The sequence below is a fragment of the Paracidovorax citrulli genome, from assembly GCF_900100305.1.
In the GTDB taxonomy this organism is placed as follows: domain Bacteria; phylum Pseudomonadota; class Gammaproteobacteria; order Burkholderiales; family Burkholderiaceae_C; genus Paracidovorax; species Paracidovorax citrulli.
Genome location: NZ_FNEY01000010.1, coordinates 76,835 through 90,087, shown reverse-complemented (window position 1 = coordinate 90,087; position 13,253 = coordinate 76,835). Strand labels below are relative to the sequence as shown.

The window sequence follows — 13,253 nt, the reverse complement described above, 5'->3', positions numbered from 1 at the left end:
TTTCTTCCGGAGGCTGTTTCCATGGCATACACCATCGACTTGTCGGGCCGCGTGGCCCTGGTGACGGGCGCTTCGAGCGGCCTGGGCGAGCAGTTCGCCCGCACCCTGGCGCGCGCGGGGGCCGGCGTGGTGCTGGCCAGCCGGCGCATGGAAAAGCTCAAGGCCCTGCGCGCGCGCATCGAGGGGGAGGGCGGCGACGCCCACGTGGTCGAGCTGGACGTGACCGACCACGACTCCATCAAGGCCGCCGTGGCCCATGCGGAGACCGAGATGGGCTCGATCGACATCCTCGTGAACAACTCGGGCGTCTCCACCACCCAGCGTATCCAGGACGTCACCCCGGACGACTTCGACTTCGTCTTCGACACCAACGTGCGCGGCGCCTTCTTCGTCGCGCAGGAGGTCGGCAAGCGCATGCTGGCGCGTTCGCGCGGCGCCGCGCCGGGCAGCTTCACGGGCGGGCGCATCATCAACATCGCCTCCATGGCCGGCCTCAAGGTGCTGCCGCAGATCGGCGCCTTCAGCATGAGCAAGGCGGCCGTGGTGCACATGACCCGCGCCATGGCGCTGGAATGGGGGCGCTTCGGCATCAACGTGAACGCGATCTGCCCGGGCTACATCGATACGGAGATCAACCACCACCACTGGCAGACCGAGCAGGGCCGCAAGCTCGTGGACCTGCTGCCGCGCAAGCGCGTGGGCGAGCCGCGCGACCTGGACGCGCTCATCGTCATGCTGGCCAGCGACCAGAGCCATTTCGTGAACGGGGCGGTGATCGCGGCCGACGACGGTTTCGGCGCCTGATGCTGGCCGGCATCCTCGCGGGGCTCGCCTTCTGGCGCACGGGCAAACGTAACCAGTTGCTTGATGGTGCAAACAGGAATTGCAGATTCCATTTTCATGCTATCAATAAAATAGCTTGGAACATCATAAGTTCATGGGTTTCCAGCTGATGGCTTCAAAGGTTGCAAATTCCACCCATCGGAAAATTTGATGGGCGCCATAGCTTCGGCCCTCTTGCTGCCGAGCTGCCCGCCCCCCGATGATTCGCTCCGTTTTTACCCAACCACGGAGTGGAGTCGTCCCATGAAATTCCAGAGACTTGTGACCGCAGCCGTCGTGCTGCATGCGGCCATGGCGCCGGCCGCGTTCGCGCAATCGGTGCTCACGCGCGACAACGGAGCGCCGGTCGGCGACAACCAGAACTCGCAGACGGCGGGCCCGAACGGCCCCAGCCTGCTGCAGGACGTGCAGCTCATCCAGAAGCTGCAGCGCTTCGACCGCGAGCGCATCCCCGAGCGCGTGGTGCATGCGCGCGGCACGGGCGTGAAGGGCGAGTTCACCGCGTCCGAGGACATCTCCGCGCTGACCAAGGCCAAGCTCTTCCGCCCCGGCGAGCGCACCCCCGTGTTCGTGCGCTTCTCGTCCGTGGTGCACGGCAACCATTCGCCCGAGACGCTGCGCGACCCGCGCGGCTTCGCCACCAAGTTCTACACGTCCGAAGGCAACTGGGATCTGGTGGGCAACAACTTCCCCACCTTCTTCATCCGCGACGCGATCAAGTTCCCCGACATGGTGCACGCGTTCAAGCCCGATCCGCGCAGCAACCTCGACGACGACTCGCGCCGCTTCGACTTCTTCTCGCACGTGCCCGAGGCCACGCGCACGCTCACGCTGCTCTATTCGAACGAAGGCACGCCCGCGGGCTACCGCTTCATGGACGGCAACAGCGTGCATGCCTACAAGTTCGTGAACGCCCAGGGCCAGGTGCACTACGTCAAGTTCCACTGGAAGAGCCTGCAGGGCCTGAAGAACCTCGATCCGAAACAGGTCGAGCAGGTCCAGGGCAAGGACTACAGCCACATGACGAACGACCTGGTGAACGCCATCCGCCAGGGCGACTTTCCCAAGTGGGACCTGTACATCCAGGTGCTCAAGCCTGAAGACCTCGGCAAGTTCGACTTCGACCCGCTGGACGCCACCAAGATCTGGCCCGGCATTCCCGAGCGCAAGATCGGCCAGATGGTCCTGAACAAGAACGTGGACAACTTCTTCCAGGAGACCGAACAGGTGGCGATGGCGCCGGCCAACATCGTGCCCGGCATCGAGCCCTCGGAAGACCGCCTGCTGCAGGGCCGCGTGTTCTCGTATTCGGACACGCAGCTCTATCGCGTCGGCACCAACGGCCTGTCCCTGCCCGTGAACCGGCCCCGCGTCGCGGTGAACAACGGCAACCAGGACGGCACCCTGAACACCGGCCACACCACCAGCGGCGTGAACTACGAGCCCAGCCGCCTGGAGCCGCGCCCGCAGGACCCCACCGCGCGCTACAGCCAGCTCCCGCTCACGGGCACGACCCAGCAGGCGAAGATCTCGAAGGAGCAGAACTTCAAGCAGGCCGGCGACCTGTACCGCAGCTACGGCAAGAAGGAGCAGCAGGACCTGATCCAGAGCTTCGGCGAATCCCTCGCGGGCGCCGATGCCGAGAGCAAGCACATCATCCTGTCGTTCCTCTACAAGGCCGATCCCGAATACGGCACGGGCGTGGCCCGCGTGGCCAAGGGCGACCTGGCGCGCGTGAAGCAGCTCGCCGCCGCGCTGAAGGACTGATACCGCGGCGTTCCACGAAGCCGGCCGCACGCCACCCTGGTGGCGGCCGGCCCCTTGCGAAGGAGGATTCCATGCGCAGCCTCTGCGTTCCGGCCTGGTGCCTGGCCGCGGGCCTCGCGGCCGGTGCCCAGGCCCTGGCCGCCCCTGCCGCCCCCGAAGCTTCGCCGCCCCGGGCAGTGGCCTCTGCCGCTGCCGCCGCACCCCACGATCCGGCCCGGCTGCAGGCGCAACTGCGGCAGTACCTTTTCGACGCCGCACGCCAGGGGCGATCGGACATGGTGGGCGAGTTCGTGGCGGCGGGCTACGACCTGAACGTGCGCGACGAGAAGGGGTACACGGCGCTCATTCTCGCCGCCTACCACGGCCACCGCGAGGTGGTCGAGCAATTGCTGAAGGCCGGTGCCGATCCCTGCGCGCAGGACCGGCGCGGCAACACCGCCCTGATGGGCGCCATCTTCAAGGGCGAACTGGCGATTGCCCGCCGCCTCGTGCAGACGGCCTGCGCGCCGGACCAGCGCAACAACGCGGGCCAGACGGCCGCGATGTACGCGGCGCTGTTCCAGCGCACCGAACTTCTGCGGGACCTGGCCGCGAAGGGCGCGGACCTCGGCGCCCGGGACTCCCGGGGCAACGGCGTCGCCGAGTTGCAGCGCGGCGAGTTCGCCACCACACGCTGAACCTGTCAGGCGGCCCGGGCGGCGGCACCCACGGTGCGCAGCCGGTCGGCATTCGCGGCGAGCCAGCTTTGCGCCAGCTCCGCGGCCCCGGGCGCGGCATGCTCCCGATCGGGGTGGAAGTCCCGCCGCAGGTAGCGCAGCAGCGCCGGAATGCTGCGCCAGGCGACGCCGTCGCGGCCCCAGAACATGCGCACCGCGCTCAGCCACGTACCGGGCCGCCACAGGCTGCCGTCGCTGCGCAGGTTCACGACGGTCTGGCGTATCGTGTCCACCATGAACACCAGGCCGGCGTAGAGGTACCAGCGCACCCGCCAGTCGTGGCGGCCGCCCAGGGCTTCGTAGAGCGCGAAGGCCACGGCGCGGTGCTCGGTTTCCTCCGCCGCGTGCCAGCGCCAGACGGTCTGCATCTGCGGATCGGCGCCTTCCAGCCAGCGCGGGTAGCGCAGCGTGCCGTCCGCCAGCAGGGCGGTGAAGTGTTCATACGCGCAGGTGATGGCCAGCGCATGCATCGGGTTGTCGGTGCGCTCGTGCAGGCGGGCGATGCGCGCCCGCGCCCGGTCCTGCCACTGGTTGTCCAGCCCCTGGCGCTCCAGTTCGGCGTTGTAGAGGCCGTGGATGTGGCGGTGCGTGGCCTCCTGCCCGACGAAGCCGCGCACCAGCGCCCGCAGGGCGTCGTGGTCGGGCCGGCCGGCTTCGAGCCGCCCGGCTGCGGCGCGCACCGAGTCGATGAAGAACTGTTCGCCCACCGGGAAGCTCATCGACAGCGCATTGAAGAACTGGGTGCGGAAGGCGTCGCCGCCGTGCCAGCGGCGCGGGAAGCCCCGCGCCAGGTCCACGGCGAGCTTGCGCACCGGCAGCACGGCAGTGCGCTGGAGTCCTGGGCGGGCAGGGGCTGCGGAGGTGTCCATGGTCGGTCCTTTCGGAAAAATCGCGCGTCCCGTGATCGCGGCCGGGGCCGCGGCCGTGGTTGCGGCATCGCGCATTTCTGAGCATTATTCAGTTTTCAACCGCGTTCGCTACTCGCCTAGCGCTCACATTTTTCCCCCATGGCCACCAAACGAACGTCCTCCTCCACAAGCTCCGTGGGCATGCGCCGCCAGCCCACCCAGGAGCGCGCGCGGCAGACCATCGAGGCCATTTTCGGAGCCACTGCTCAGATTGTGGAAAACGATGGCGACACCGCCTTGACCACCAACCGCATCGCCCAGGTGGCGGGGGTGTCCATCGGCACGCTCTACCAGTATTTCCCGTCGCGGGAGGCCGTGCTGCTGGCGATGGTGGAGCGCGAGCGCGAACGGGTGCAGCAGGAGCTGCAGCAGATGCTGGACGACGCGGTGGCCCGGCAGCGCCCCGTGCGCGAGGTGCTGCAGGACATGGTGCGGCTGCTGGTGTCGGCCTTCGGCACGGGCGGGCAGTCGCGCGTGCGGCGCGCCATGGTGCGCCTGGGCTGGCGCGTGGACCAGCACGACCGCTTCACCGCCGCGCTGCGCGAGGGCGCCGAGCGCAACGCCATGGCGCTGGCGCGGCTGGTGGAAGCCGGCGATGCATCGGTGCGGCCGCCCACGCCGGCCATGATGTTCGTGGCCACCCGCGCGGTGATGGGCGCGATCCGCAGCGCATCGCTGGAGAATTCGCCGCTGCTCGGCCAGCCGGCTTTCGAGGACGAGCTGGTGCGCATGCTCTGGGGGCTGCTGCGCGCCGAAGGCTGACCGCGGGGAGGGGGCGTCAGCGCTGCCGCGGCACCCGCCCCATCAGGTAGAACTCCGGATTGGGCTGCATGCCCGCGAAGCTGGCCATGCGGTTGGAGAGCCCGAAGAACGCCGTGATGGCGGCGATGTCCCAGATGTCCTCGTCGTCGAAGCCGTGGGCATGCAGCGCGGTGAAGTCGTCCTCGCCGATCGCCTGCGACTGCTGGCAGACCTTCATGGCGAAGTCGAGCATGGCCCGCTGGCGCGGCGTGATGTCGGCCTTGCGGTGGTTCACGGCCACCTGGTCGGCCACGAAGGGCTTCTTCTCGTAGATGCGCAGCAGCGCGCCGTGCGCCACGACGCAGTACAGGCACTGGTTGGCCGCGCTGGTGGCGGTGACGATCATCTCGCGGTCGCCCTTGGTGAGCGAGCCTTCCTCCTTGAGCATCAGCGCGTCGTGGTACGCGAAGAAGGCGCGCCACTCGGCGGGCCGGCGCGCGAAGGCCAGGAACACATTCGGAATGAAGCCGGCCTTGTCCTGCACTTCGAGGATGCGGGCCTGGATGTCCCCGGGCAGCGTGTTCAGTTCGGGAAGGGGGTAGCGGCTCACGGTGTTCGTCTCCTGTCGTCGTTCGAATGGGTGGTGAGCGAAAACGGTATCACGGATGCCAGTGGCTGGCGCGCATGCCGACCCGTTCCTCGAAGCTCCGGTGTTCGACGATGCGGGCAAGCTCCACGTGAACGTCATCCCCTGGGGCCGCATCCGGTTCCACCACCACCTCGCCTTCGGCGGCGAGGACCGGCGCACCAGTGGAAAAGCGCAGGGGCAGGCAAGCGGGCCGGGAGCCGGAGGGGGTGTGCTTTTAAAAAACCTATCAAAAGCATGAAATCAATTGATTTTCGCTTTTGACGCCTTCCACCTAGGATTGCTCATCCATTCAGACAGGAGTGCCCCATGACGCAAGACGCAACCAAGTGCCCGTTCCACGCAGCCGCTGCCAGCGGTGGAATCATCAACAAGGACTGGTGGCCCAACCAGCTGCGCCTCGACCTCCTGAACCAGCATTCGAGCAAATCCGACCCCCTGGGCGCGGGCTTCGATTATGCCGAGGAGTTCAAGAAGCTGGACTACGAAGGCCTCAAGCGCGACCTGCGCGCCCTCATGACGGATTCGCAGGACTGGTGGCCCGCCGACTTCGGCCACTACGGTCCGCAGTTCGTCCGCATGACCTGGCATGCCGCCGGCACCTACCGCACGGGCGACGGCCGCGGCGGTGCGGGCCGGGGCCAGCAGCGCTTCGCCCCCCTCAACAGCTGGCCCGACAACGTCAACATCGACAAATCCCGCCGCCTGCTCTGGCCCATCAAGCAGAAGTACGGGCAGAAAATCTCCTGGGCCGACCTGCTGGTGCTGACCGGCAACGTGGCGCTGGAAACCATGGGCTTCCGCACCTTCGGCTTCGCTGGCGGCCGCGAGGACACCTGGGAACCCGACCAGGACGTGTACTGGGGCAGCGAGAAGACCTGGCTGGGCGGCGACGCGCGCTACGGCAAGGGCACGCCGGGCGACGGCACCCTGGTGGCGGAACCCGCCATGCACGGCCACGAAAAGGACCGCGTGCTCGAGAACCCGCTGGCGGCCGTGCAGATGGGCCTGATCTACGTCAACCCCGAAGGTCCCGAGGGCAACCCCGACCCGGTTGCCGCCGCGCACGACATCCGCGAAACCTTCGCCCGCATGGCCATGAACGATGAGGAAACCGTCGCGCTGATCGCCGGCGGCCACACCTTCGGCAAGACCCACGGCGCCGGCACCGCAGACCATGTCGGCCCCGAACCTGAAGCCGCCGGCCTGGAGCAGCAGGGTCTGGGCTGGGTCAGCAGCTTCGGCTCCGGCAAGGCGGGCGACGCCATCACCAGCGGCCTGGAAGTCACCTGGACCAGCACGCCCGCCCAGTGGGGCAACGAATTCTTCGAGAACCTGTTCAAGTTCGAATGGGAACTCACCAAGAGCCCGGCCGGTGCCCACCAGTGGCAGGCCAAAAACGCGCCCGCCACGATCCCCGACGCGCACGACCCGTCTAAGAAGCGCGTGCCGACCATGCTCACGACCGACCTGTCGCTGCGCTTCGATCCGGCCTACGAGAAGATCTCGCGCCGCTTCCTGGAAAACCCGCAGGCCTTCGCCGAAGCCTTCGCCCGTGCCTGGTTCAAGCTCACGCACCGCGACATGGGCCCGCGCGCCCGCTACCTGGGCCCCGAGGTGCCGAAGGAAGAACTGGTCTGGCAGGACCCGATCCCGGCCGTCACCCACGACCTGGTCGATGCCGCCGACGTGGCCGCGCTCAAAGCACGCGTGCTGGCCTCCGGCCTCACCGTGCAGGAACTGGTCGGCACCGCCTGGGCATCGGCCTCCACCTTCCGCGGCTCCGACAAGCGCGGCGGCGCCAACGGTGCGCGCATCCGCCTGGCACCCCAGAAGGACTGGGCCGTCAACCAGCCCGAGCAACTGGCCCGCGTGCTGCAGGTGCTCGAAGGCATCCAGCGCGAATTCAACAAGGGCGCCGATGGCGACAAGCGCATCTCGCTGGCCGACCTGATCGTCCTGGCCGGTGCGGCTGGCGTCGAGCAGGCCGCCCGGGCCGCGGGCGTGGCCGTGACGGTGCCGTTCCATCCCGGCCGCGCCGATGCCCGCCAGGACCAGACCGACGTGGAGTCGTTCTCCGTGCTCGAGCCGTCGGCCGATGGCTTCCGCAACTACACCAAGGCCCGCTACAGCGTGCCGGCCGAGGTGCTGCTGCTGGACAAGGCCCAGTTGCTGACCCTCACGGCGCCGGAGATGACCGTGCTCGTCGGCGGCCTGCGCGCCATCAACATCAACGTGGGCGGCGCCACGCACGGCGTGTTCACCGCCACGCCGGGCGCATTGACGAACGACTTCTTCGCCAACCTGCTGGACATGTCCACCGAGTGGAAGCCTGCCGGCGACCTGTTCGAGGGCCGCGACCGCAAGACCGGCGAGAAGAGGTGGACCGGCACCCGGGTCGATCTGGTCTTCGGCTCCAACTCCGTGCTGCGCTCCCTGGCCGAGGTGTACGCCAGTGCCGACGCGAAGGAGAAGTTCGTGCGGGACTTCGTGGCCGCCTGGGCCAAGGTGATGGACCTGGACCGTTTCGACCTGCGCTGATCGCACGGCGCGGCCACGCCGCCTGCCGCGAAGCCCGCTGCCCGGAAAGGCGGCGGGCTTTTTTCTTTCCGGGGCCCGCGCCGGACGCCGCCTCTGTCTCGCCACTCCCATGAATCACCGGGCTCTGGTGGTTGCGGTCGCAGCGGCTTACGGTGGCGCGACCTGGTACCTCGGCCAGCGCGCCCAGGCGGGCTACCAGGATGCCGTGGCCGAGTTGCGCAATGCGCTCGGCGACGATGCGGTGGTCTCCACCGATTACGACAGGGGGGGCTTCGCATCGAAGGCACGCATGGTGCTGCAATGGGCGCCGGCGCCCGCGCAGGAGGGCCGTCCCGCCTCCCCGCCGCGGCGGCTGGTGGTGGACACCCTGGTGCGGCACGGCCCGCTGGCCGGCGCGCGGGTCGCAGGGGCCGTGGCGGACTACCGGTTCGCGCTGGAGGGACTGGACGACGAGGCCCTTGCCCACCTCGGCAAGGCGTCCGCTCCCGTGCTGACGAGCGTGCACCATCTCACGGGCAGCCACGATGTCCACCTGCGGCTGCCGGCCGGCGAAGCAGAGGGCGGCGACGGGGTGACCCTGCGGTGGCAGGAGATGGTGTACGACATGGCCATCGGCCGGGACGGCAGGCATTTCCAGGGCCACTTTCGCGGGCCTGAATTCGGCATGACGGGCATCCCGGACGCTTCCGCGCAGGCGGCTGCCGAGGAAGAGGAAGAAAACGACGCCGGCGAGACGGCATCCCCCGAGCCCATGGACCGCACGTCGATCACCGTGCAGGGCATGGAAGGCAGCTTCGACAACGTCGCGATCCGCGGACTCTGGGGCGTGGGCACGGGCAAGGCCGACTTCCGCTTCGGGCGGGTGGCCATGAGCGTCCTGCCCGCGGCAGGCGGCGACGCCCGGCACACGCTGGACCTCAAGAACGCCGCGGGAACCTACATCATCGATGCCACCGACGACACGTTGGGCATGACGACGACGCTGAACGCGGCGGGGCGCATCGGCGGCATCGACTTCGAGTCGGTCAGTATGGAAGAACGGATCCAGCGCATCAGCATCGAGGCGATCCGGCCCGGCGCTCAGGCGCAGGACGTGGACGCCATGGTGGCGATGGCCCAGTCCTCGGGCTACCTCCTCCAGGAAGGCGAGTTCCTGACCAGCGCGGTCCAGCTGCAGCCGGGCCAGCTGATACTCAACGGCAAGACCCTGCCGCTGCCCTCCGGCGCGGCGCGCTGACCCAACCCCGGCATTCCGTCCGGCAAGCCCCCAGCGGCCCGCGGCGCTTGTCCTTCTGCATCGGCAGGCCATGGCCGCCGTGGATGGCAGATCAGGGTTTGCCGCAATAGACTCGGACATTGAATTATTGGAGAGCCATTTCATGCATTCCGACATCGTGATCGTGGGCGGAGGGGCCGGCGGGCTGGAACTGGCTGCGCGCCTCGGGCGCAGCCTCGGTGCGAAGCAGGGCCGCGAACGGGTGCTGCTGGTGGACCGTTCCCCCTTCCATATCTGGAAGCCCACGCTGCACGAGGTGGCCGCCGGCACGCTGGACGTCCACCAGGAAGGACTGTCCTACCCCGTACTGGCGCGGCGCAACCATTTCGGCTTCGCCATCGGAGACCTGGTAGGGCTGGACGCCGCGCGCAAGACCATCGAGCTGGGCGAGATACGCAACGCCGAGGGCGAACTGCTGGTGCCGCGCCGCACGGTGAGCTACACCCGCCTGGTGCTGGCCATCGGCAGCGGCTCCAACGCCTTCGGCACGCCCGGCATCGAGCATGCCTACCTGCTGGAGAACGTGCGCGATGCGCAGCGCTTCCATACCGACTGGCTGGGCGCCTGCGCGCGGGCCTCGTTTTCCGAAAGCCGGGCGCTGTCGATCGCCATCGTGGGCGCGGGCGCGACGGGCGTGGAACTGTCCGCCGAATTGCTGGAAGCCTATGCCGAGCTGCTCGAAAGCCTGGGCAGCAGCCAGCGCTTTCGCCTGGACATCACCCTGGTCGAAGGCGGCAGCCGCATCCTGGGCGGCCTGCCGGAAAAGATCTCCGCGCAGGCCGAAGTGGCGCTGCGCCGCAAGCAGGTGCAGGTGCTCACCGGCACGCGCGTGACCGAGATCCGCCGCGGCGCCCTGGTCACCCCTGCCGGGGAGATCCCGGCCGACATGGTGGTCTGGGCCGCGGGCATCAAGGCTGCCGAAGGCAATGCCCGCATGGGCCTGGAAGTGAACCGCCTCAACCAGTTCATCGTGGACGACCGCCTGCGCACCTCGGCGCCCGACGTGCTGGCTTTAGGCGACTGCGCTGCCTGCCCGTGGGTCGATGGCAAGACCGTGCCCGCCCGAGCGCAGGCCGCGCACCAGCAGGCCGACTACCTGGCCAAGGTGCTGGGCGCGCTGCTGCGCGAGCGGGAGATGACGGAACCGTTCATCTACAAGGATTTCGGCTCGCTGGTTTCGCTGGGCGACAACAAGGGCGTAGGCAACCTCATGGGAGGCCTGGGCGGGCGCAACTTCTTCGTCGAGGGCCTGATCGCCAAGTGGATGTATATCTCCCTGCACCTGAATCACCACCGCGCCATCCTGGGTACCGGCAAGACGGTGGTGCTGGCGCTGGCGCGGCTGCTGCAGCAGCGCGTGTCCGGCCGGCTCAAGCTCCATTGACGCGGCCCGGGCCCGGCCCGGGCCCGCAGCCTGCGATCACTTCGATGTGTAGGTGATTTTCGTCATCTCGGTCGTCGAGGCGGCCCCGTTCGACGAAGAGCTGGCGATCTTGATCGTGCGCCCGCGATAGGGACCGTCCGACACCGTCCACAACTGGAAGTTGGCCTGCACCGTGCCGGCGTTCGGCGAGACGATGACCTGGTCCGTGTTGAACTTGCAGACGTTGAACGTTCCCATCGCCGTCTGCACCGTCTGCATGCCGGTGTAGGTGAAGCGTTCCTGCACGGTGTCCTTGGTCGTCACCGTGCCATTGCCCGCCTTCGCGACCACCGTGGTCTGGATGGTGTAGTTGCGCTCCACGGTCTGCCCGGGCTGCATGTCCAGGGGCGTGGAGACGGGTGGGTCGTACACCTGCGTCAGGACCTGCGTGGACGTGTCCGACACCACGCCGTAGGCCAGTTCGTTGCCGTTCACCAGATCGCGGAATTCCCGGTTGTCTCCCACGGCGGCGTCGGAGCGCGGTATGAACATCACCGGGCGTGCACCGGCGAAGTCCTGCCGGGCACCCGTGGTGGTCGTGCGCGTGAACGCGATGTCGGGCTGGCCTTGCATTTTGGTGATGCCTTCCTCCACGAGCACGGTGCCTTCGTTGTAGTCCGCCACGTTGTAGCAGGCGGCAGAACTGCCGGCAGACGGCGCGGGCGCCGGCGCCGGAGAAGGGGAAGGGGAAGGGGAAGGGGAAGGGGAACTTCCAGGCGCCGGAGTCAGCTCGCCGCCACCCCCACCGCCGCCACAGGCGGTGAGGGATGCCGCGGCGAATGCGGCGAACGCGGCGAAGGCCGCGGCCTTCCGGAGGGATGCAACAGAATGGGTCATGGCGGTGGAGGGCCGTGGTTGGGAAGGCGCGAAAGTTATCTGCCAGCCCGTTCGTTCCGAACCCCACCACAGGGGAGGAAATGCAACCAGGTGTTTTCCGGTCCGGTCTTCCGCCCTCAGCCGGCCATCAATTTCTGCACCAGATCGGCGGCGGTCGAGGCGCCGTACTTGCGCATCAGGCGCGCCCGGTAGATCTCCACCGTGCGGTGGCTGATGTCCAGCGCCCGGCCGATCTCCTTGGAGGTCATCCCGTCCAGCAGGCGCGCGGCCACCTCGCGTTCGCGGCCCGTGAGCTCGGCCTTCACCGGGCGCTGCGAGCTCAGGTCCTCGAAGCTCCAGATGCCCGATTCGTGCGGGTCCTCGCGGTTGAGCGCCCGGCCCGATACGTGGCACCAGAACACCTCGCCGCTGGTCCGGCGCATGATGCGGTTGTCCGCGTAGTGGCCCTTCGCATTCAGGATGGGCTCCATGCGCCGGCCCAGGCGCTCGTACTCGTCGGCACTGGGGTAGAGAATGCGGAACGACTGGCCGATCAGCACCTCGCGCGAGGCGCCGAACATCTCGCACACCTGCCGGTTGCAGTCCACCATGGTGCGGTTGCGCGAGATGACCAGGCCCACCGGGGCCATGTCGAACGCGAGGCGGTAATCGGCGACATCCATGGAAGTATTTAGGGAGAACTACGTAACGATATACGTAGTATCGTAGCGGCCATCCACCTTGTTGTTGAGGAGTCTCCAAGTGAACAAGCTTTTCCCCTCCGCGGTCGAGGCGCTCAAGGGCGTCGTGGCCGACGGCCAGTTGCTGGCCGTCGGCGGTTTCGGGCTCTGCGGCATTCCCGAAGCGCTGATCGACGCCCTGCGCGACAGCGGCGTGAAGGGCCTCACCGTGATTTCCAACAATGCCGGCGTGGACGGCTTCGGCCTCGGCAAGCTGCTGGAGACGCGGCAGATCAAAAAGATGATCTCCTCCTACGTGGGCGAGAACAAGGAGTTCGAGCGCCAGTACCTCGCGGGCGAGCTGGAACTGGAGTTCACGCCCCAGGGCACGCTGGCCGAGAAGCTGCGTGCCGGCGGCGCGGGCATCCCGGCCTTCTTCACCAGGACCGGTGTCGGCACCATCGTGGCCGAGGGCAAGGAGTTGCGCGAGTTCGATGGCGGGACCTACGTGATGGAGCGCTCCCTCGTGCCCGACGTGTCGCTGGTCAAGGCGCACCGTGCCGACAAGTCGGGCAACCTGCAGTTCCGCCTCACGGCGCGCAACTTCAATCCGGCAGCGGCCACGGCGGGCAAGCTCTGCATCGTCGAGGTGGAAGAGATCGTCGAAACCGGGGAGATCGCACCCGACGACGTGCACCTGCCCGGCATCTACGTGCACCGCATCGTGCACAACCCCAACCCTGAAAAGCGCATCGAAAAACGCACCGTGAGCGCCGCCGCGCCCGTCGATGCCGTCGCCGCCAAGGTCGAGGCCCAGGCCGTGATCGCCCAGGCCGCCGTCGCGGCAGACCCCGTGGTGCCCACCGTACCCGCCAACAAGAAAGAAGGAGCCTGAG

At 68.0% G+C, this 13,253-nt stretch carries 13 protein-coding genes; 9 read left to right on the top strand and 4 right to left on the bottom strand.

Annotated features, from left to right (window positions below; genetic code table 11):
* Nucleotides 1–21: 21 nt before the first annotated feature.
* The 3 genes from BLR99_RS09110 to BLR99_RS09100 all read left to right on the top strand — a co-directional run bounded on the left by BLR99_RS09110 (nucleotide 22) and on the right by BLR99_RS09100 (nucleotide 3,287).
* Nucleotides 22–804 (top strand): SDR family oxidoreductase, encoded by a 783-nt coding sequence (locus tag BLR99_RS09110; protein ID WP_011796212.1) that lies wholly within the window; start codon nucleotides 22–24, stop codon nucleotides 802–804.
* A 282-nt stretch (nucleotides 805–1,086) separates the two neighbouring features.
* Nucleotides 1,087–2,610, top strand: coding sequence for a catalase KatB (katB, locus tag BLR99_RS09105; protein WP_011796211.1), 1,524 nt, complete (start codon nucleotides 1,087–1,089; stop codon nucleotides 2,608–2,610).
* Nucleotides 2,611–2,681: 71 nt separating this feature from the next.
* Nucleotides 2,682–3,287: an ankyrin repeat domain-containing protein gene (locus tag BLR99_RS09100; RefSeq protein ID WP_011796210.1), complete on the top strand. Its 606-nt coding sequence runs from the start codon at nucleotides 2,682–2,684 to the stop codon at nucleotides 3,285–3,287.
* Nucleotides 3,288–3,292: 5 nt separating this feature from the next.
* On the opposite strand, the gene BLR99_RS09095 is transcribed toward BLR99_RS09100, so the two are convergent.
* On the bottom strand, nucleotides 3,293–4,195 hold the full coding sequence (locus BLR99_RS09095; RefSeq protein WP_011796209.1) for a metal-dependent hydrolase: 903 nt from the start codon (nucleotides 4,193–4,195) through the stop codon (nucleotides 3,293–3,295).
* Between the two features lie 138 nt (nucleotides 4,196–4,333).
* Between BLR99_RS09095 and BLR99_RS09090 the strand changes: the two genes are divergently transcribed.
* Nucleotides 4,334–4,996, top strand: a complete 663-nt coding sequence (locus BLR99_RS09090; RefSeq protein ID WP_011796208.1) for a TetR/AcrR family transcriptional regulator — start codon at nucleotides 4,334–4,336, stop codon at nucleotides 4,994–4,996.
* A 16-nt stretch (nucleotides 4,997–5,012) separates the two neighbouring features.
* Here the strand turns inward: BLR99_RS09090 and BLR99_RS09085 are convergent, their stop codons facing one another.
* Nucleotides 5,013–5,585: a peroxidase-related enzyme gene (locus tag BLR99_RS09085; protein WP_011796207.1), complete on the bottom strand. Its 573-nt coding sequence runs from the start codon at nucleotides 5,583–5,585 to the stop codon at nucleotides 5,013–5,015.
* A 55-nt stretch (nucleotides 5,586–5,640) separates the two neighbouring features.
* Here BLR99_RS09085 and BLR99_RS22560 point away from each other — a divergent pair, with 55 nt between their 5' ends.
* The 4 genes from BLR99_RS22560 (at nucleotide 5,641) to BLR99_RS09070 (ending at nucleotide 10,822) form a co-directional block, all read left to right on the top strand.
* Complete coding sequence (locus BLR99_RS22560) at nucleotides 5,641–5,862, top strand: hypothetical protein (protein WP_116212362.1); 222 nt, start codon at nucleotides 5,641–5,643, stop codon at nucleotides 5,860–5,862.
* A 68-nt stretch (nucleotides 5,863–5,930) separates the two neighbouring features.
* Complete coding sequence (gene katG / locus BLR99_RS09080; protein WP_017438199.1) at nucleotides 5,931–8,162, top strand: catalase/peroxidase HPI; 2,232 nt, start codon at nucleotides 5,931–5,933, stop codon at nucleotides 8,160–8,162.
* Nucleotides 8,163–8,271: 109 nt separating this feature from the next.
* The gene (locus BLR99_RS09075; RefSeq protein ID WP_011796205.1) at nucleotides 8,272–9,399 is read left to right on the top strand and encodes a DUF945 family protein; all 1,128 of its coding nucleotides are present in this window, start codon (nucleotides 8,272–8,274) and stop codon (nucleotides 9,397–9,399) included.
* A gap of 142 nt (nucleotides 9,400–9,541) precedes the next feature.
* The gene (locus tag BLR99_RS09070) at nucleotides 9,542–10,822 is read left to right on the top strand and encodes an NAD(P)/FAD-dependent oxidoreductase (RefSeq protein ID WP_011796204.1); all 1,281 of its coding nucleotides are present in this window, start codon (nucleotides 9,542–9,544) and stop codon (nucleotides 10,820–10,822) included.
* 36 nt (nucleotides 10,823–10,858) lie between these two features.
* Here the strand turns inward: BLR99_RS09070 and BLR99_RS09065 are convergent, their stop codons facing one another.
* Nucleotides 10,859–11,698, bottom strand: coding sequence for a hypothetical protein (locus BLR99_RS09065; protein WP_233427220.1), 840 nt, complete (start codon nucleotides 11,696–11,698; stop codon nucleotides 10,859–10,861).
* A gap of 116 nt (nucleotides 11,699–11,814) precedes the next feature.
* Nucleotides 11,815–12,360: a PAS and helix-turn-helix domain-containing protein gene (locus BLR99_RS09060; RefSeq protein WP_011796202.1), complete on the bottom strand. Its 546-nt coding sequence runs from the start codon at nucleotides 12,358–12,360 to the stop codon at nucleotides 11,815–11,817.
* A 79-nt stretch (nucleotides 12,361–12,439) separates the two neighbouring features.
* On the opposite strand from BLR99_RS09060, the gene BLR99_RS09055 reads away from it, so the two are divergent.
* Nucleotides 12,440–13,252, top strand: coding sequence for a CoA transferase subunit A (locus BLR99_RS09055; protein ID WP_011796201.1), 813 nt, complete (start codon nucleotides 12,440–12,442; stop codon nucleotides 13,250–13,252).
* Nucleotide 13,253: the final 1 nt, after the last annotated feature.

Bases quoted from the DNA above. Each gene is read 5' to 3' on its own strand.
- BLR99_RS09110 (WP_011796212.1), top strand. From the start codon at position 22: ATGGCATACACCATCGACTTGTCGGGCCGCGTGGCCCTGGTGACGGGC.
- katB (WP_011796211.1), top strand. From the start codon at position 1,087: ATGAAATTCCAGAGACTTGTGACCGCAGCCGTCGTGCTGCATGCGGCC.
- BLR99_RS09100 (WP_011796210.1), top strand. From the start codon at position 2,682: ATGCGCAGCCTCTGCGTTCCGGCCTGGTGCCTGGCCGCGGGCCTCGCG.
- BLR99_RS09095 (WP_011796209.1), bottom strand. From the start codon at position 4,195: ATGGACACCTCCGCAGCCCCTGCCCGCCCAGGACTCCAGCGCACTGCC.
- BLR99_RS09090 (WP_011796208.1), top strand. From the start codon at position 4,334: ATGGCCACCAAACGAACGTCCTCCTCCACAAGCTCCGTGGGCATGCGC.
- BLR99_RS22560 (WP_116212362.1), top strand. From the start codon at position 5,641: ATGCCAGTGGCTGGCGCGCATGCCGACCCGTTCCTCGAAGCTCCGGTG.
- katG (WP_017438199.1), top strand. From the start codon at position 5,931: ATGACGCAAGACGCAACCAAGTGCCCGTTCCACGCAGCCGCTGCCAGC.
- BLR99_RS09075 (WP_011796205.1), top strand. From the start codon at position 8,272: ATGAATCACCGGGCTCTGGTGGTTGCGGTCGCAGCGGCTTACGGTGGC.
- BLR99_RS09070 (WP_011796204.1), top strand. From the start codon at position 9,542: ATGCATTCCGACATCGTGATCGTGGGCGGAGGGGCCGGCGGGCTGGAA.
- BLR99_RS09065 (WP_233427220.1), bottom strand. From the start codon at position 11,698: ATGACCCATTCTGTTGCATCCCTCCGGAAGGCCGCGGCCTTCGCCGCG.
- BLR99_RS09060 (WP_011796202.1), bottom strand. From the start codon at position 12,360: ATGGATGTCGCCGATTACCGCCTCGCGTTCGACATGGCCCCGGTGGGC.